This is a genomic window from Williamsia herbipolensis, assembly GCF_000964005.1.
In the GTDB taxonomy this organism is placed as follows: Bacteria; Actinomycetota; Actinomycetes; order Mycobacteriales; family Mycobacteriaceae; genus Williamsia_A; species Williamsia_A herbipolensis.
This window is the reverse complement of the sequence record NZ_JXYP01000014.1, coordinates 287645-305147: the sequence shown is the minus strand read 5'-3', so window position 1 is coordinate 305147 and position 17503 is coordinate 287645. Positions and strand designations below refer to the sequence as shown.

14 protein-coding genes are annotated in these 17503 nt (G+C 69.9%); 12 read left to right on the top strand and 2 right to left on the bottom strand.

Going from position 1 to position 17503, the window contains the following annotated elements; genetic code table 11:
- Positions 1–59: 59 nt before the first annotated feature.
- The 11 genes from TU34_RS07315 (at position 60) to TU34_RS07265 (ending at position 13243) form a co-directional block, all read left to right on the top strand.
- The gene (locus TU34_RS07315) at positions 60–1688 is read left to right on the top strand and encodes an acyl-CoA carboxylase subunit beta (protein WP_045822150.1); all 1629 of its coding nucleotides are present in this window, start codon (positions 60–62) and stop codon (positions 1686–1688) included.
- Between the two features lie 143 nt (positions 1689–1831).
- Positions 1832–2086, top strand: coding sequence for an acyl-CoA carboxylase subunit epsilon (locus tag TU34_RS07310; RefSeq protein WP_045822288.1), 255 nt, complete (start codon positions 1832–1834; stop codon positions 2084–2086).
- The gene (locus TU34_RS07305) at positions 2083–2733 is read left to right on the top strand and encodes a Maf family protein (RefSeq protein WP_045822287.1); all 651 of its coding nucleotides are present in this window, start codon (positions 2083–2085) and stop codon (positions 2731–2733) included. The genes TU34_RS07310 and TU34_RS07305 overlap by 4 nt, the downstream gene beginning before the upstream one ends.
- A 112-nt stretch (positions 2734–2845) precedes the next feature.
- Complete coding sequence (locus TU34_RS07300) at positions 2846–3967, top strand: ATP-binding cassette domain-containing protein (RefSeq protein ID WP_082079965.1); 1122 nt, start codon at positions 2846–2848, stop codon at positions 3965–3967.
- Positions 3964–4815: an ABC transporter permease gene (locus TU34_RS07295; RefSeq protein WP_052688801.1), complete on the top strand. Its 852-nt coding sequence runs from the start codon at positions 3964–3966 to the stop codon at positions 4813–4815. The genes TU34_RS07300 and TU34_RS07295 overlap by 4 nt, the downstream gene beginning before the upstream one ends.
- Positions 4816–4869: 54 nt before the next feature.
- The gene (locus TU34_RS07290; protein ID WP_150116438.1) at positions 4870–6243 is read left to right on the top strand and encodes a hypothetical protein; all 1374 of its coding nucleotides are present in this window, start codon (positions 4870–4872) and stop codon (positions 6241–6243) included.
- A gap of 5 nt (positions 6244–6248) precedes the next feature.
- A complete protein-coding gene (locus tag TU34_RS07285) occupies positions 6249–7544 on the top strand; it encodes a glycosyltransferase (protein ID WP_045822149.1) in 1296 nt (431 codons plus the stop codon).
- Between the two features lie 161 nt (positions 7545–7705).
- Positions 7706–8683: an alpha/beta hydrolase gene (locus tag TU34_RS07280; protein WP_238981201.1), complete on the top strand. Its 978-nt coding sequence runs from the start codon at positions 7706–7708 to the stop codon at positions 8681–8683.
- A gap of 260 nt (positions 8684–8943) precedes the next feature.
- The gene (locus TU34_RS07275; RefSeq protein ID WP_045822147.1) at positions 8944–10452 is read left to right on the top strand and encodes a condensation domain-containing protein; all 1509 of its coding nucleotides are present in this window, start codon (positions 8944–8946) and stop codon (positions 10450–10452) included.
- Positions 10449–11888 (top strand): condensation domain-containing protein, encoded by a 1440-nt coding sequence (locus TU34_RS07270; protein WP_045822146.1) that lies wholly within the window; start codon positions 10449–10451, stop codon positions 11886–11888. The genes TU34_RS07275 and TU34_RS07270 overlap by 4 nt, the downstream gene beginning before the upstream one ends.
- On the top strand, positions 11885–13243 hold the full coding sequence (locus TU34_RS07265) for a condensation domain-containing protein (protein WP_052688799.1): 1359 nt from the start codon (positions 11885–11887) through the stop codon (positions 13241–13243). The genes TU34_RS07270 and TU34_RS07265 overlap by 4 nt, the downstream gene beginning before the upstream one ends.
- Positions 13244–13253: 10 nt before the next feature.
- Here TU34_RS07265 and TU34_RS07260 read toward each other — a convergent pair whose 3' ends face one another.
- Positions 13254–14600, bottom strand: a complete 1347-nt coding sequence (locus TU34_RS07260) for a hypothetical protein (RefSeq protein ID WP_052688798.1) — start codon at positions 14598–14600, stop codon at positions 13254–13256.
- A gap of 43 nt (positions 14601–14643) precedes the next feature.
- Positions 14644–16005 carry a WS/DGAT/MGAT family O-acyltransferase gene (locus TU34_RS07255; RefSeq protein ID WP_045822281.1) on the bottom strand — a complete coding sequence of 454 codons (1362 nt, stop codon included), beginning with the start codon at positions 16003–16005 and terminating at the stop codon, positions 14644–14646.
- Positions 16006–16185: 180 nt separating this feature from the next.
- On the opposite strand from TU34_RS07255, the gene TU34_RS07250 reads away from it, so the two are divergent.
- Positions 16186–17490: a glycosyltransferase gene (locus TU34_RS07250; protein WP_052688796.1), complete on the top strand. Its 1305-nt coding sequence runs from the start codon at positions 16186–16188 to the stop codon at positions 17488–17490.
- Positions 17491–17503 lie beyond the last annotated feature (13 nt).

Sequence of the window (17503 nt, the reverse complement as noted above, 5' to 3'; positions counted from 1 at the left end):
GACACACTCAGGTTGGGTCGGTCCGCACGACCGAGCGTGCGCTCGTTAGCATCGTTGCCATGACGACTGCCTCGCGCGACGCCGACAGCGCACCCGACATCCACACCACCGCGGGAAAGCTCGCCGACCTGCGCGGACGCCTCGCCGAGGCCGCCGAACCGGTGGGGCCGGCCGCGATCGAGAAGGTCCACGAGAAGGGCAAGCTCACCGCCCGTGAGCGCATCACCCACCTCCTCGACGAGGGATCGTTCGTCGAACTCGACGCGTTGGCCCGGCACCGGAGCACCAACTTCGGGCTCGCCTCACGCCGCCCGCTCGGCGACGGCGTGGTGACCGGGTACGGCACCATCGACGGCCGCGAGGTGTGTGTCTTCAGCCAGGACTCGACGGTGTTCGGCGGCAGCCTCGGTGAGGTCTACGGCGAGAAGATCGTCAAGGTGATGGATCTCGCGGTGAAGACCGGCCGACCGCTGATCGGCATCAACGACGGCGCCGGCGCCCGCATCCAGGAGGGCGTGGTGTCCCTCGGCCTCTACGGCGAGATCTTCCACCGCAACGTCCGCGCGTCGGGTGTCATCCCCCAGATCTCGCTGATCCTCGGCGCCGCCGCCGGTGGCCACGTCTACTCCCCGGCGCTCACCGACTTCGTCGTCATGGTCGACAAGACCAGCCAGATGTTCATCACCGGCCCCGACGTCATCAAGACCGTCACCGGCGAGGACGTCACGATGGAGGATCTCGGCGGCGCGCAGACCCACATGTCGAAGTCGGGTACGGCGCACTACGTCGCCTCCGACGAGGAGGACGCCCTCGACTACGTCCGCGAACTGCTCGGGTACCTGCCGAGCAACAACCGCGGCGAGGCTCCGCGTCTGCCCGTCGACCAGCCCGCGGCCGGGTCGATCGAGGACACGCTCACCGACGAGGACATCGAGCTCGACACCCTCATCCCCGACTCGCCGAATCAGCCCTACGACATGCACGAGGTGATCCGCCGGATCCTCGACGACGACGAGTTCCTCGAGGTGCAGGCGGGGTACGCCGCGAACGTGATCGTCGGGTTCGGTCGGGTCGACGGCCGCAGCGTCGGGATCGTCGCCAACCAACCGACCCAGTTCGCCGGCTGCCTCGACATCAACGCCTCGGAGAAGGCGGCCCGGTTCGTGCGCACCTGCGACTGCTTCAACATCCCGATCATCACCCTCGTCGACGTCCCCGGCTTCCTGCCGGGCACCGAGCAGGAATACAACGGGATCATCCGCCGCGGCGCGAAGCTGCTCTACGCATACGGCGAGGCGACCGTCGGCAAGATCACCGTCATCACCCGCAAGGCCTACGGCGGCGCGTACGACGTCATGGGCTCCAAGCACATGGGTGCCGACGTGAACCTGGCCTGGCCGACGGCCCAGATCGCGGTCATGGGCGCCTCGGGCGCTGTCGGGTTCGTCTACCGCGGCCGCCTCAAGGAGGCCGCGGCCAACGGCGAGGACGTCGACGCGTTGCGTCTGCAGTTGCAGCAGGAGTACGAGGACACGCTGGTGAACCCGTATGTCGCCGCCGAGCGCGGCTATGTCGACGCGGTCATCCCGCCGTCGCACACCCGTGGCCAGATCGCGACCGCCCTCAAGCTCCTCGAGCGCAAGATGGTCTCGATGCCGCCGAAGAAGCACGGGAACATCCCCCTGTGAGCGCAGCGAACGAAACCGATGTCACTGTGAGCGCAGCGAACGAAACCGATGTCACTGTGAGCGCAGCGAACGAAACCGATGTCACTGTGAGCGCAGCGAACGAAACCGATGTCACTGTGAGCGCAGCGAACGGAGATGACGCCGTGACCGACACCCCTGACACCGACGCGACGGCCTCCGACGCCGCGACACCGGCTCGGCCGCTGTTGCGCATCGTCGGCGGCAACCCGACCGACACCGACGTCGCGGTGCTCGTCGCCGTGCTGGCCGGTGCCGGCGGGAGCGACGACAGCGGACCGCCGCCGGCGCGGGACCTGTGGGGCACGCCGACCGATCGCCTGCGTCCCGCGTGGCCGCTCGCACCGAACGCCTTCCCCAACCTCACCTTCGGCTACTGAGTCCGCAGCCACCGGTCGTCGTCCTCGGGTCGGCGTCGCCCGCCCGGTTGCGGGTGCTGCGCGCCGCGGGTCTCGATCCACGGGTGATGGTGTCCCATGTCGACGAGGACGCCGTCGTCGCCGAACTGGGTCCCGACACCGCCCCGTCGACGGTGGTCACGCGTCTCGCGGAGGCGAAGGCCGACGCGGTGGCACGCATGCTGGTCGACTCCACCGACGTCCCGCCCGACGCGCTGGTGATCGGCTGCGACTCGATGCTGCTCCTCGACGGTCGTCTGAGCGGCAAACCCCACACCGCCGACGTCGCCCGCGCGCACTGGCGTTCGGTGCGCGGACGATCCGCCGAGCTGATGACCGGGCACTGCGTGCTGCGGGTCGAGGCCGGCTCGGTGACCGCCCGCGCCCGGGAGTCGTCGTCGACGGTCGTGCGTTTCTCCGACGCCGACGACGCCACCATCGACACATACGTCGCCTCGGCCGAACCGCTCGAGGTCGCGGGCGGGTTCACCCTCGACGGTCTGGGCGGATGGCTGATCGACGGCATCGACGGTGACCCGTCGTCGGTCATCGGGATCGGCCTGCCGCTCGTGCGCCGGCTCCTCGGCGAGGTCGGGGTGGCGGTGGCCGATCTGTGGTCGACGGGATGACACCGGTCACGATCGCCGAGTTCCGGACCGCTCCACCGCGTCGGTCGGGCGGCCTCCCAGTACCCTGACGGGCGATGACGTCATGGGGACGACGTCGGGGGAGGTCTGCACCATGTCGATTCCACACGGGTCACCGTGGACGGACGGGGAGAGCCCGCCGGGGACCACTGTGCGCGTGGGACGCCACGCACGCCGCGACCCCGAGCCCGACCCGACTCGTGTCGAGGCCTCGTATGTCCGCCCGCCGCTGCGGGATCCGGTCCATCTTCCGAGCTCCGATGCCGCCACCAACGGTCCCCCGGCCGTCGATGTCGTCGGACTGACCAAGGTGTTCGGTGGCCGCCGCGTCGTCGACGAGGTCGACTTCTCGGTCCCCGCCGGAACGGTGTGTGGACTGCTCGGCCCCAACGGGGCGGGTAAGACGACGATCGTGCGGATGATGGCGACGCTGCTGCGTCCCGACGCCGGTCACATCAGCGTGCTGGGACGCGATGTGGTGTCCGACTCGACGGCCGTGCGGTCGGTCATCTCGCTCACCGGGCAGTACGCCTCGGTCGACAACGACCTCACCGCGCTGGAGAACCTCGACATCTACGGTCGCCTGGTCGGCCTGCGCGGGTCGCAGGCGCGTCGCCGCGCGGCGGAGTTGGTCGAGCAGTTCGGGCTCACCGATTCCGCGAAGCGCCCCATCGCACAGTTCTCCGGCGGTATGCGCCGGCGACTCGATCTGGCCGCCAGCATGATCCGCCGGCCCGCCCTGCTGTTCCTCGACGAACCGACCACCGGTCTCGACCCGCGCACGCGCACACAGCTGTGGGAGATCGTGCGTGACGTCGTCGCGGCGGGCACCACGGTGGTGTTGACCACGCAGTACCTCGACGAGGCCGATGCCCTCGCCGACCAGCTCGTCGTGATCGACCACGGCCGGGTGGTGGGGCGCGGTACCCCGGAGACGCTCAAGAAGCAGGTCGGCACCTTCACCCTCTCGGTCCGGCTCTCCGACCCCGGGCACGGCTCGACCGCCGCGACCACCATCGAGGGTCTTCTCGGCCACCCCGTCGACATCGACCGTCGTACCGGCGAACTCACCGTCCCGGTGCCCGATTCGGCCCGCGCGGCCCAGGTGATCGCCGCGTTGTCCGACCGCCGCATCAGCGTCGACGAGTTCGGGGTGCACGCGCCGTCGCTCGACGACGTGTTCCTGGCCCTCACCGAGGAACGGCGGCCCACATGACCACCGACGCATTCGGTCGCCTCGACGCCGTCGACGACCTGGAGAACCGCTTCACGACCATCCCGATGGCGACGGTCACCGAACGGGTCGGGTTCGGCAAGGCCGTCCTCGACACCCTCACGCTGGCACGACGCGGCCTGCTGAAGTTCAAGCACTCCCCGCAGCTGCTCGTCGACGTCATCGTCGTCCCGGTCATCCTCACGGTGCTGCTCGGGACGATCTTCGGCGGCGTCGTCGCCGGCAGCGTCGCGTCCTACCTCCCGCTGCTGGTGCCGGGGGTGCTGGTCAACGTGGCCGTGAGCTCCACCGTCGTCGTCGGGATCCAGTTGCGACAGGACATGGACAAGGGCCTGATGGACAGGTTCGTGTCGCTGCCCATCTCGCGCCTGGCACCCCTGTCGGGTCTGCTGGTGGCCGCGCTGCTGCGCTACCTCATCGCCGGGTTCATCACAATCGGCGTGGGCCTGGCCATGGGGTACCGCCCGGGCAGCATCCCCGGCGTGGTGGCGTCGGTCCTGCTGGTCGTGTTCTCCGCGTTCGCGCTGAGTTGGGTGTTCGCCCTCATGGGCGTGATGCTGTCGAAGATCTCGGCGGTGCAGAGTTTCTCGGCGCTGATCCTCACCGTCCTGGGCTTCATGTCCAACGCGTTCGTGCCGACACAGACCATGCCGGCCTGGATGCGCACCATCGCCGACCTCAACCCGGTGTCGCAGCTGGTGTCGGCTGTGCGCCTGCTGGCGGGCGAGGGTCGGGTCGACTCCCACCTCGCGTATTCGGTGATCGGATCGCTCGTGCTCATCGCGGTTCTCGCGCCGTTGACCGTCCGGATTTATCTGCGCAAGCTCTGATCGCTAGGCTCCCACTCGTCTCGTCCGTCCCACGGGATGGCAGACGTCCCAGCCGTGAGAGAGGTGGACGCCACGATGCCCTCGGTGTTGCGCACGACCGTCGACGACGACCTGTTCATCCGCATGGATCGCGCCCTCGGGGTGCCCGTGGTCAACCAGGCCGTGTGGCGACTGCACTCCCTGCCGTCGGACGCCGAACTCGACCTGCTCGCGCGACGCCTCGCCGTCGGTCGCATCGGACGTCTGCTCCGCCGCAGCTCGTTGCCGTTGGTCCGCGACCACTGGGTCGCCGAACCCACGCGATCGGGCGGCCGGGTCGTCGACGACACCCCGGTGCCCGAGGGCGGTGTCACCGCGTGGATCGACGCCGCGGCGTCGACCCGGTTCGACCTGACCGAGGGCCCGGTGTGGGAGCTCCGATCCGCGCCCCTGGAGCAGGGCGGCGCGATCGTCACCCTGTGCGTCGCGCACGCCGCCGGGGACGGCGCACTGATCGTGCGCGCGATCCTCGATGCGTTGAGCGGCGACGACGCCGGCCGCTTCGACGCGCGCTCGCCGTCGGTGTTCGAGCAGGCCCGCGACGCGACCGGCCAGGCCGCCGCCATCACCACCAACCTCGCGGCGCTGGCCACCGACCTCGTGACCCGCCGCGTCCGTCGCGACCCGGATGAGACCGCGACCCCGGCGGCCGTCACCGCGAAGACGAGCCGGACCGTCGATGTCGATCCCACCGCCGCGGAGAACGACGGTGCGCTGGCCCCGCTGTGCATCACGAGCGTCCCGACGGAGGCCTGGCGCGCCGTGGCCGCCGACGCCGGCGGCTCCAGCAACGCCCTGTTCGTCGCCATCGTGCTCGGCATCATCGTGGCCAGTGGCCGGGTGGGGGCCGACGACACGGTCCGGATCTCCATCCCGATGTCGCTGCGCACCCCCGACGACGACCGCGCGAACGCCACGACCGGGCTGTCCCTCGACATCCCGGCATCGGCAGCGCTGGAGAAGGACCTCGGGGTCATCCGAACCCTGGCCAAGGAGGTCTACGCGGTGGGCACCGGCCGACCGAGCACCTTCGTCCGCCTCCAACCCGCGATGCAGGCTCTCTCCGACCGCACCGTCGCGGCACTGAGCGGTGGGGCGACGACCCCGTTGGCGCTGGCCTCGAACCTCGGGACCCTCGACGGCCAGTTCGCCGGCCTCGGCGACCCCGACCGCGCCAACGGCGTCGTCACCCGCTCCACGACCCAGGCCGTGACCGCCGAGAAGTTGCGGTCGCTGCGCGGCGGGCTGGCCGCGTGGACCAACGAGGCCTGCGGGATCACCACCCTCTCGGTCATCGGTCTCGATCCCGACGGCCTCGGCCGCTCCACCCTCCCCGACATCGTGCACGCCGAGTTCGCGCGCTGGTCACTCGAGCCCGAGGACTGGTGAGCCCGATGCGGGTGGCGTTCGCGCTCAACGGGAGTCGCGGTGACGTGCAGCCGGGCCTGGCCGTGGCGAAGGCCCTGACCGAACGCGGCCACGACGTCGCCGTCGGCGTACCGGAGAACCTGCTGGACTTCGCAGGCGAGCACGGGGTCGACGCCACCGTGTTCGCCCCCGACACCGCGGACCTCCTGGCCTCGCCGCTGGTGCAACGCGACCTGAAGTCGCGCAATCCGCGTACCCGCTCGCGCGCGCTGCGGGAGGTGACCGGGTTCGGCGCGACCGCCATGGACGAGCGCTTCCTGGAGATCAGTGACGGCGCCGACCTGGTGGTGACCGGGTTGATGGGTCAGGAGCGCGCGGCGACCATCGCCGAGTACCGCGGGGCACGGTATGTCCCCCTGCATTACTGCCCCATCCGTCCGAGTCGCAGCGTGCCGGTGCCGTTGGGGCCACTCGCCCACCTCGCCGCCGTCCCCCGTCTGAGCGTGGCGGTGTGGCGCGGTGTCGAACTGGCCTACTGGCACCTGTCGGCGAATAGTTCCGACGCCGCGCTCCGGAAACGCCTCGGGATGGCGCCGGCGAGCGGTCCGCTCGCCGATCGTCTCGCCGACGCCGAGACCCCGGAGATCCAGGCCTATGAACCGGGACTGTTCCCCCGGCTGGCCGACGAGTGGGGTGCGCACCGTCCGATGACGGGGTTCCTCACCACGGCACCCGACAGTGCGGACACCGGTGCGAACGACGCCGCCACGTCGGCCTGGATCGATGCCGGCCCGGCGCCGGTCTACGTCGGGTTCGGCAGCATGCCGCTGACCGACGCCGCGGCGACCGTCGGCGCCGTCGTCGAGGCGTTGCGAGACCGCGGGAGGCGGGTCCTCGTCGGCGCAGGACCGAACCTGGCTGCCTTGACCGAACCCGGGTCGACCGAGCCGGGATCGATCGATGCGAGCCCGGACGTGCGGGTGGTCGGTTCGGCTGATCACGCCTCCGTCCTCCCCCGGTGCGCGGCCGCGATCCACCACGGCGGCGCGGGCACGACCGGTGCGAGCCTGCGCGCGGGACTGCCGACCCTGGTCGCGGCCTTCAGTGCGGATCAGCCGATGTGGGGTCGAGCGATCGTTGATTCCGGACTCGGCGCGACCTGCCCGGTCGGGCGACTGACCGATCCGGCCGTTCTGGCGTCGGCGCTGTCGGCAATTCTCGACGATGATGTCGCGAATAGGTGCGCGGTGTTCGCCGGTGCGATGATCGACCCCGATACGGCAGCGAATGCCGCAGTCGAGACGATGGAGTCCGCACTGTGACGTCTGTCGGCGAATTCCGTACTCGTGTCGATCGTTTCGCTCGCCTATGAGACACTGTGGCCTGACTCACGTAAAGGAAATCCATGCCTTCTGAAAGCTCTCGCGCGGCGCGCACATCTTCGTCTACGGACACCGGCTTGCCGCGTCGTTCGCGAAGGTTTGTGACATTTCTCAGCGTCGCACTCGTCTCGTTGTTCTTCGGTACATCATTGAGTGCAGTCGCGTCGGCAGCCCCCGGTGTCTCCTCTCTCGAGAAGGTGGAATCGGAGGGACCCAATCAGTTCGCCGCATACATCTATTCGGCGTCGATGGCCAAGACGATCAAGGTGCAGGTGCTGGTGCCCGCCGTCGAACGCGGACCGCGCCCGGTGCTCACGATGCTGAGCGGCCTCGGCGAAGAGGACCCGAACAACAGCATGTGGTTCCGCAAGACCGACGCGAAGGACTTCTTCCGGGACAAGAACGTCACCGTGGCCTTCCCCCTCGCCGGCAACGGGAGCTTCTACACCGACTGGCAGCGTGACGATCCCAAGCTCGGGCGGTACCGGTGGGAGACATTCCTCACCAAGGAGATGCCCCCGCTGATCGATGCGCGCTTCAACGGCAACGGGATTCGCGGGATCGCGGGCCTGTCGATGGGTGCGGGCTCGGCACTGATGCTCGCCGCCCGTAATCCCGGGTTCTTCCGTTCCGTCGGCTCCTACAGCGGCTGCTACTCCACCGCCGACCTTCTCTCACAGGGCATCCCGCGCGGTGTCGTCGCGGCCTTCGGCGGCGATGCGAACAACATGTGGGGCCCGCCGAACAACCCGGCATGGGCCGCCCACGACGTCCTGTTGCGGGCCGAGGGCCTGCGTGGCAGCACCGTCTACGTGTCGTCGGGCAGCGGACTCCCCGGCCCGTTCGACGACCCGAAGTACCCCGGCAACGACAACCCGACCGATCGCTACATCATCGGCGGCGGCATCGAGGCCGGAGCCAACTTCTGCACCCACCGGCTCGCCGACACCCTCGCCGCACGGCGCATCCCGGCGACGTTCGATTTCGAGGCCCACGGCACGCATTCCTGGCCGTATTGGCAGGTGCAGATGAAGCGCAGTTGGCCCATTCTTTCGCGCGGCTTGGGCGTTACGGGATAACGGAAGGCGACTTTCCTGTTACGTCCTGTCGCACGCCGGACATATTCCCCGCATCGGAGCGGGGGATATGTCCGGAAGCGTCTGTGAATCCCACGACGGCGTGGGATCCGAGCATTAAATATCGACGATGTTCGCGTTAGTCTCTCGGTAGTGTGCCGGGGGTCCGACCGCCGGGCGAAGCGTGTCGACACGACCGTTTCGTGTTCGAGATCGACGATGTGCCCAGATCGACACGAGCATCGACAGTGAGGAGATCTCCGATGGAATACACCGAACTCGCCGATTACCCGCTCCCCGCGGGGACCGTGACCGAGTGGACCCCCTCGGCGGTCGACAGTGACTGGGCCGACGACGAGCGACGCCTCTCGTATGCACATCTCGAGCACGCCCGTCGGGCGCTCGAGGTGGGTGACGACTGGTACAGCCAGTGGATCGGCACCGCCTTCCGCATCGCCCACCGTCTCGACGCCGACGCCCTGCACACCACCCTCATCCGCTGGTTCGCGCGCCACGAGGCGTTCCGTTCGACCGTCGTGCCGCAGCCCGTCTCCGCCGAGACCGGCGTCGAGGACGAGTTCGGACGACGGATCATCGCCGCCGAGTCGGTGTCGATCGCCGTCGCCCGCGACGACCACAGCTCGAGCAGCAGCGCGGTCTACGAGCGGATCAACGAGCTGTTCAACACCACGATCACCCCGCTGCAGTGGCCGCACTGCCGGGTGCTCACCGTCGAGCCCGACGACACCTCCGACTCGTTCCTCGTCATCTTCGGCGCCGATCACACCGTGATGGACGCCTACACCCAGGTGTTCGCGATCAAGGAGCTCACCAAGCTCTACGAGTCCGCTCTGCTGGGTCACGACGACGCATTGGCGACGTTCGGCAGCTACCTCGACTTCAGCCACGCCGAACGCGCCAGCGGCGCGCGCCTCGACGCCGAGACCGTCGAGGTCACCCGGTGGGCCGACTTCCTGCGGTCGCACACACCGTCGCAGCCCGACCCGATGCCGGCCTTCCCCCGCCCTCTGCCGGAGCCGGAGCCGGAGACCGGACACGCCGACCCCATCCCCCATGTCGGCAGCGTCCCCTCGACCTTCCAGGGCAGCCTGTCGACATGGCTGCTCGACGCCGAACAGACCCAGCGTTTCCACGCCACCTGCAAGGCGCTGGGCGCCAACATGCAGGCCGGCATCTACACCGCCCTGTCGATCACCACCCATCGCTTGTCGGGTTCGGGTGAACTGCGTTTCATCAGCCCCGTGCACACCCGCACCGAGCTCCAGTGGGGCGAGGCGGCGGGATGGTTCGTCGGCCTCATCCCGGTCCACCTCAAGCCCGGTGCGGCGAACACCTTCTCCGAGGCGATCGGTCCGGTCGCCGAGTGCGCCCGCGAGTACAAGGACCTCGGCACCGTGCCGTTCCACCCGATCGCCGATCTCGTCGGCCATCAGACCCCGCCGCAACTGGTCGTGTCCTACATCGACCTGCGCGCGGCCGAGGGCGCCGATCAGTGGGAGGCCATCGACGCGCGTGTCCTGCGCAGCGCGTGCGCGCAGTCCGACGAGGTCTACTTCTGGATCAACCGGTTCGCGACCGGCACCAACCTCTCGACTCGTTTCCCGAGCGGCCACCCCGGCGCGAACGACGTGCACCGTTTCCTGCGGACCTTCACCGACGTGCTGCTCGAGGTCGTCGAGAACTCCGACACCACCTACGACACTCCCTCCCTGTCGTCGGTCGACGTGCAGTCACGAGGCAGCACGTCGTGAAGGCAGGCACCCTGCACGGGTGGGCACCGGCCCCGGGCCGGCACGTCGAGTGGCTCGTCGCCGACGAGGCGACGGCGCGTTCGAACGCCCGCATCGACGCCGTCGGGCCGTCGTTCCTGCAGCGTGACCATCTCGCGGCCGCGAAGGCCAAACGGGCCACCGGCCTCCCCCATCGCGCGACCGTCGGCACCACGACCCGCATCGACGAACCCCTCGACGCCGAGGCGATGGCCGCCGCGATCACCGATTACGTCCGCGCCCACGACGAGGTCCGCAGCTTCTTCGACGTGACCGACGACGGCGAGATGATCCGCCACGTCGCCGCGCCGGAGGACATCACGATGGCGGCGGCCCCCGCCGACGGGGGCGAGACCCACGCCGCGCTGACCGAACGCCTCCTGATCCGTATCGACGCCGAGGCGACCTACGACCGGGTGCCCGGCGTGATCTTCGGTGCGGTCGACGCCGGATCGTCGTTTGCGTTCTACACCATCTCCGACCACTCGCACACCGACGGATCGGCCTCGATCCAGGCGCTGTCGGAGATCTTCACGCGCTACCGTGCGCACCAGCAGGGTGTCGCCCCCGACCTCCCCCCGGCGGGCAGCCACCTCACCGACATCGTCGACGAGTACCGACGGGCGTCGCAGGTGACGCCCGACGACCCCGCGGTCGACGTGTGGCGCACGGTGCTCCGCGACCACGGCCGCACCGTCCCGCGGTGCAAGCTCGACCTGGGCCTGACCGGTCCGGACTCGGCACCCTCGACCGAGGTGATCCGGGCGATGCTCACCGCCGAACAGACCGAGGCGTGTGAACGTCGGGCCCGCGCCGCCGGCGGCTCGCTGGCCGGGTCGATGTTCGCGGCCCTGGCCCGCGGTGAGTACGAGGTGACCGGCGAGGCGGACTTCTTCACCTCCACGGTCCTGTCCACCCGCGATCCGCAGTTCCCGGGGACGCAGGGATGGCTCTGCAATTTCGCGCCGGTCGCCGTCGACGGGGCCGAACCCGACGCCGACGTCCTCGTCGTCGCCGCGTCGAACGCCCTGCGCGCCAACCGCGATCTGGTCCCGGTTCCCGCCCACGCCGTCCTCGGACTACTCGCCGCGACCGGCGATTTCGTGCCCGACGCGACGAGTCCACAGATGGTGTCCTATCTCGATTTCCGTCGGCTCGCCGATGCCGACTCCCCCGAGATCGCCGCCGCCGGGGTGATGCCGGGGTCGGGACGCACCCGTAACGCGAATCTCTGGGTCAATCGCAACGACGAGGGGATCCACCTGTTGACCCACATCCCGGACAACCCCACGTCGATCGCGTCGGTCGAGGCGTTCCACGACCGCGTCATCGCGTTCCTCGTGGAGTACGCGGCGGGAGCGGCCCCCGCGGCCGGCGCCGTAGGCGTCCCCGTCAGTGCCGCGGCGGGTGATCGGTGAAGCTCACCACGTTCGACAACCTCGACATCGCCGGCGGGGCGTTGCACCGCTGGACCGTGTCGACGCGGTCGGCACCGGTCCCGCACCCGACCGGACCCTCGGAGAACGAACGCTTCCACCTCGACGCGGTGCGCGACGGCGGACTGGGGTGGCTCGCCATCACCTTCGACATCGATTCGGCGACACTCGATCTCGCACGTCTGCGGTCGGGATTCGCCACCGTCGTCAACCACCACGAGGTGTTGCGCGCCCACTTCGCACTCCATCCCACCGAACCCGACGCCATCCGTCGCTACCTGCACCCCGCAGGCAGCCTCGAGGTCTCCGACGTCGTGAGCGTCGAACACTGCGCCGCCGGCGACAACCGCGCGGCTCTGAGCGCCGCGATCATCGACGGGTGCACGGCGCTGACCCCCGGGTCACATGTGCTGGCCGCGGTGGAGGGGCACACCACGACGACGGTCATCTGCGGCTTCGACCACTGCTACGTCGACGCGCACTCCCTCGCGGTCATCGCCGAGGACGTGCTGTCGGCCTACGAGGGCGAGGCCCCGCGTTCGGCGGGGAGCTTCCTCGATCATCAGGCCGCCGCCGCCGAACTGGCGCGGCAGAGCACGGGTGACGGCACGCTCGTGGAGAAGTGGGGCGAGTTCCTCGCCTCCACCGGGTGGACGGTGCCGGAGTTCCCCATCGACCTCGGGGTGGCGCCGGGACACTTCGCACCGGCCCGTATCCACGTGGACACGGTGTTGACCGCCGAACAGGCCCATCGGTTCTCGGCGTTGTGCGCGTCGCGGTCCATCCGCTTCTACCCCGCGCTGCTCGCGGCCCTGGCCGTGACCACCCGCGACCTGGGCGGACCGGACCGACTGCCCCTGGTGCTCCCCGTGCACACCCGTCGCAGCGATATGTGGTCGCGGTCGGTCGGATGGTTCGTGGCGAACGCGCCCATGGTCCTCGACGCCACCGGCGACGTCGACACCGCCATGGTGTCGGCGACCGCGGCACTCTCGGCCGCACTGCCTCTCGCCGAGGTCGACCTGACGACGGTCTACGGCACGTTCGGGAGCCGGATGATCAAGCCCCGACACGACGTCTTCATGGTGTCCTACATGGACTATCGGCGGTTCGACCGGCTCGAGCACCACAACGTCCACCACGTCTCCAGCGACGGCCGGGCCGACACCCTCCAGGCGTGGTTCTGGCGCGACCATCACGGGGTGCACCTGCGTACCCGCTACCCCGACACCGGCACCGCGGCAACTGTCGTGAAGGGTCTCGTCGACGACATGATCGCCGTGGTCACCGAACAGTTGGCCGCGGTCGGTCCGAGGATTCCCGCGACCGCCCATTGACGCACCGGCCTCACCACGCCGAGTAGGCGAGTTCCCAGGACTCCAGTTCGGCCCGGATGTCGTCGTGCAGGGCGTCGGCGTCACCGAAGTGGTCGGGACTGATCCCGAAGAACGCGATGGTGACCGTCGACCCGTACTCCACCGCCCACGCCGCCAGCGCCGGACCGGTCATCCGACGCATCTCCGGCGTCTGGCCCTGCATCAGCGCCCGGATGGAGAACGACTCGGCGGTGACGTCGCCGATCCGCAGGGCCGACTCCGGCACGGCGCCCAGATTCGACACCGTGGTGTCGGGGCCCGGGATCGACCGCATCATCGTCGCGATGAGTCGCCGTGGGAGCAGCCGCACCACGGGTTGCAGGTTGTCGGCGGCCTGCCGGTCACCGGTGGCGGCGTAGTCGGCGAAGGCCTGCTTGCTCGCGGCGCGGATCGCCGAGAGGCCGGTCGACGCGGACGTCGGCGTCGGGACCGTGATCCACACGCCGCCCGAGGCGTTGGCGCGCAGGTCCTCCTCGCCCTCCCGTGTGCTCACCGCCATGCACACACGCATGTCCCCGGTGTCGGCGGCGACACCCGCCCGGTGCGCCAGACCGCTGATCAACCCGGTGAACAGACTGTTCGACGTGCCCCCCAGCTCCCCTGCGCGAAAACGCCATCGGTCACGGTCGAGGTCGTAGAAGGCCAGAGTGGGTTCGGGAGCGTCCTCCGACGACACCGGGGTGCTCGCCGTCGGCCTCGGCGGACGTGGACGTGACGGGGATCGCCGGGAGACCAGCAGGGCCCGCGGTGTCGCGGCGAGCAACAGGCCGAGTGACCGTGCGGCGGCGCCGATCTGGACCACCGCATCGACCACGTCGGCGCGGAGACCGCCGATCCCACGGACCGCCGACTCGGATGCGAGCGTGGTGCGCGAGGCGGACGAGGCCGCGGCATCGAGTGCTCGGTACACCCCCTGGCCATCGGAGACCATGTGCGACACCAGCAGTGAGACCGCCATGCGTCCCGATCGCAGCGCGACGGCCTCGAGTTCCCAACCGCGACCACCCACCGGGTCGAGGCGCACCGACCGCACCCGCGAGTCGAACCACCCGGCCACGTCGGCGTCGTCGATCGCCTCGCTCGACACGATCACGTCTGCGGGGCGTTCGCTGCGCACCCATCGATCGCGGGCGAACGGCACCCTGGATCGAACGACTTTGCGCGACAACGGTCCACGACACAACTCGGCGTGCAGGTCGGCGAGGGCACGTGGACCGGGTTCGTGCGGCAGCACCCAGCAGAACTGGATCGGCGCCGAGAGCCCGAAGAGCTGCTCCGCCAACAGATACGACTCGTCGTTACCGGTCACTCGATCCATCGGGATCACGGTAGTTGTTGCTGCGTAGCACCGCAGCGCGAGCTCACCAGATGCGATGTAGGACACCCCACCTGTCGAGTTCGGCCGCCAACCCCGACCGGAGCGCGGCGCCGTCGGCGAAGGCGGACTCGTCGAAGGCCGCGACGGAGATCGTCACGGTGTCACCGGCCTGCAGCAGCCAGGCCTGCAGGCCGTCGCCGAAGCGGTGGGGCCCACCCGGGTCGACACCGATCGCATCGCCGCGAAAAGCCATGCCGGTGGCCTGCATTCCCGCGAGTGTCGCAACGTCGCCGGGATACGACCCGATGTTCGAGGTCATCACGTCGGGCATGCCGTCCCCGGAGGTGACGGCCGCCACCACCACCGACAGGGGCAGCAGCCGCAGCGCCGGCTGCAGATGCACGATCATCGCCCGCTCGCCGGCGGTCAGTGCGGAGTATGCGTGTTTGCAGTCCTGCCGTAACGACCCGAGATCATCTCCCGCGCGCAGGGACCCGGGCACGAGCACCGACACCCCCGCCGTCGCGTTCGCGCGGTCGTCGTCGATCCCCCGCTGATCGACCGGGATCCCCACCTTGAGGTGCTCGCCGGGTCCGGTCGGCGACGCCGATCGCAAGGCTCCGGTGATCAGGGCGATGAAGAGCGTGTTCACGGTCCCGCCGTGGCGCTGTGCCACGGCGGCGAACTCGGCCGCCGGGACCGAGACGATCGCCCAGGTCGTCTGCGCCCGGGGCGACCGGTCCCGGATCGGCGTCCGGGGTCGGCGACGACGAGACGGCTCCGCACCGGTCACGGGGAGCGCGCGCCGTGATCGCCCGGTCACCGCAGTGCGGATGAGAGCGCCTGCCGCGGTCGCGATCCCCGTTCCGGCGGACACGACGCCGGCGACGGCGTCCCCCGTGTCGGCGACGACCGTTCGGGGCGACGGTCCCGGGTCGATCCCGAGGGTGTCGGGTGTGGCGCGCCCGGCCAGGGCGTCGGCGGCCGCGGTCACGAGACCCTTGCCGTCGGTGACGAGGTGCAGCGCGGTCAGCGACACCACGCAACCGCCGTCCTCGGTCGGGACCGCCCGCAGTCGATAGGTGGCACCGTGCTCGGGGTCGAGGGGGACGGTGTCGAGTTCCTCTGCGGCCCAGGCCTCGACGCCATCGTTCGCGATGGGTCGGGTGTCACAGATCACGTCGGGTACCGCGGGTGCGTGTCCCCATCGCGGACGTGCGGTCATCACCGACGCGCGGGTGACCCGCCGGTTGAGGGGACCGGCGCCCAACGCCGCGTTCACCGCGTCCAGATCGCTGCGGGACACCGCGCGCGGGAACGTCCAGACCAGCTGCAACACCACCGACCATCCGAACGCCCGGTGCATGAACCAGTACGTGAAGTCCTGCCCGTGAAGACGTCTCACGCCCACCTTCCCGAGCCACTCGTCCGAGCGGCCCGTGTCGTCTGCGAACGGTAATGCCGCCGAGAGCCGCCCGCAGGACACGTCGGGGCACGAGGTCTCGCGCTGCCCTCGACGAGATCTGTGATTACCGTCGGACTCGGCGATCCGAGAGCCGGGTCGCCGGGCGGGGGTGGTCGGTTCATGCAGCTCGTCCTGGCGTTCCACGGCAGTCGTGGTGACGTGCAACCGGGCGTTGCGCTGGGCAGGACGCTCGCCGACCGCGGTCATTCGGTCGTGCTGGCCGTCCCACCGAACCTCGTGGAGTTCGCCGCCCGGTCGGGGCTCGACGCCCGGGCGTGCGGACCCGACACCGGCGAACTGCTCGCCTCCGAGCTCGTGGTGTCGCACAGCAGGTCGCGCAACCCGGTGCGCCGTGGTCGGGCGATCGCCGAACTGGCGTTGCAGGGCGGACTCGCCGCCCAGGCCGACCTGATGGACCTGGCTGCCGGCACCGATGCGATCGTGGGAGGCAGCGTCGGACAGGAACGGGTGCTCAACGTCTCCGAGGCGCTCGGCGTGCCCTATCTGCCGATCCACCTGTGCCCCATGCGGTCGAACCGGTCGGTCGCGCTCGTGGCGCCGGGGGGCCGACACCTCGGTCCGCAGTCCACACGTGCGTCATGGTGGCTGATCGAGCAGGCGTTGTGGTGGGCGGGCCGGAGCGGTGAGAACCGTCTGCGCGCAGATCTGGGGCTGCCGACCGCCCACGGCCCGACCGCCCGACGGATCGTGGCACAGGGGGTTCCCGAGGTCCAGGCCTACGATCCCGCGATGTTCGCCGACCTGGGACACGAATGGGGACAGCGACGCCCACTCGTCGGATTCCTCGATCTCGACCCCGCCACCCGCGCGATGATCGGCGATGCACACGACACCGACGACCTCGACGACTGGCTCGATGCGGGGCCCGCACCGGTGTACATCGGGTTCGGCAGCATGAGCGCGGTCGACCCGCACCGACTCGCCGCCGCGGTCGTGGACGGCACGGCCGGGCACCGTGTGCTCGTCGCCACCGGGTGGAGCGATTTCCTCCGGTCCGAGTCGCTCGATCCGGATGTGCGACAACGGCTGGTCGACTCCGGTGATCGGATCAGGGCCGTGCGCACGGTCGATCACGCCACGGTGCTGCCACGTTGCGCGGTCGCGGTCCATCACGGAGGTGCGGGGTCGACCGCGGCAGCGCTGCGATCGGGACTGCCGACGGTGATCTGTTGGCTCGGCGCCGATCAACCGCTCTGGGGTCGGGCGGTGACCCGTCTCGGCGTGGGTACCGCCTTCGCCCAGGCGACGGTCTCCGCGGAGACCCTGCGGGATGCGATCGCGCGTGTGGACACCCCGTCGAACAGGGACGCGGCCGCGGCACTGCGTCGCCGCCTCGTCCCCGCCGACGCCGCCGCCGACGGTGCCGCGGCGGTGGTGGAATCGACCGTCGCACAGCATCAGTGACGGTCGCCACCTT

Excerpts from the sequence above, each read along its gene's own strand:
- TU34_RS07315 (WP_045822150.1), top strand. The coding sequence starts at position 60 with ATGACGACTGCCTCGCGCGACGCCGACAGCGCACCCGACATCCACACC.
- TU34_RS07300 (WP_082079965.1), top strand. The coding sequence starts at position 2,846 with ATGTCGATTCCACACGGGTCACCGTGGACGGACGGGGAGAGCCCGCCG.
- TU34_RS07295 (WP_052688801.1), top strand. The coding sequence starts at position 3,964 with ATGACCACCGACGCATTCGGTCGCCTCGACGCCGTCGACGACCTGGAG.
- TU34_RS07285 (WP_045822149.1), top strand. The coding sequence starts at position 6,249 with ATGCGGGTGGCGTTCGCGCTCAACGGGAGTCGCGGTGACGTGCAGCCG.
- TU34_RS07275 (WP_045822147.1), top strand. The coding sequence starts at position 8,944 with ATGGAATACACCGAACTCGCCGATTACCCGCTCCCCGCGGGGACCGTG.
- TU34_RS07260 (WP_052688798.1), bottom strand. The coding sequence starts at position 14,600 with ATGGATCGAGTGACCGGTAACGACGAGTCGTATCTGTTGGCGGAGCAG.
- TU34_RS07250 (WP_052688796.1), top strand. The coding sequence starts at position 16,186 with ATGCAGCTCGTCCTGGCGTTCCACGGCAGTCGTGGTGACGTGCAACCG.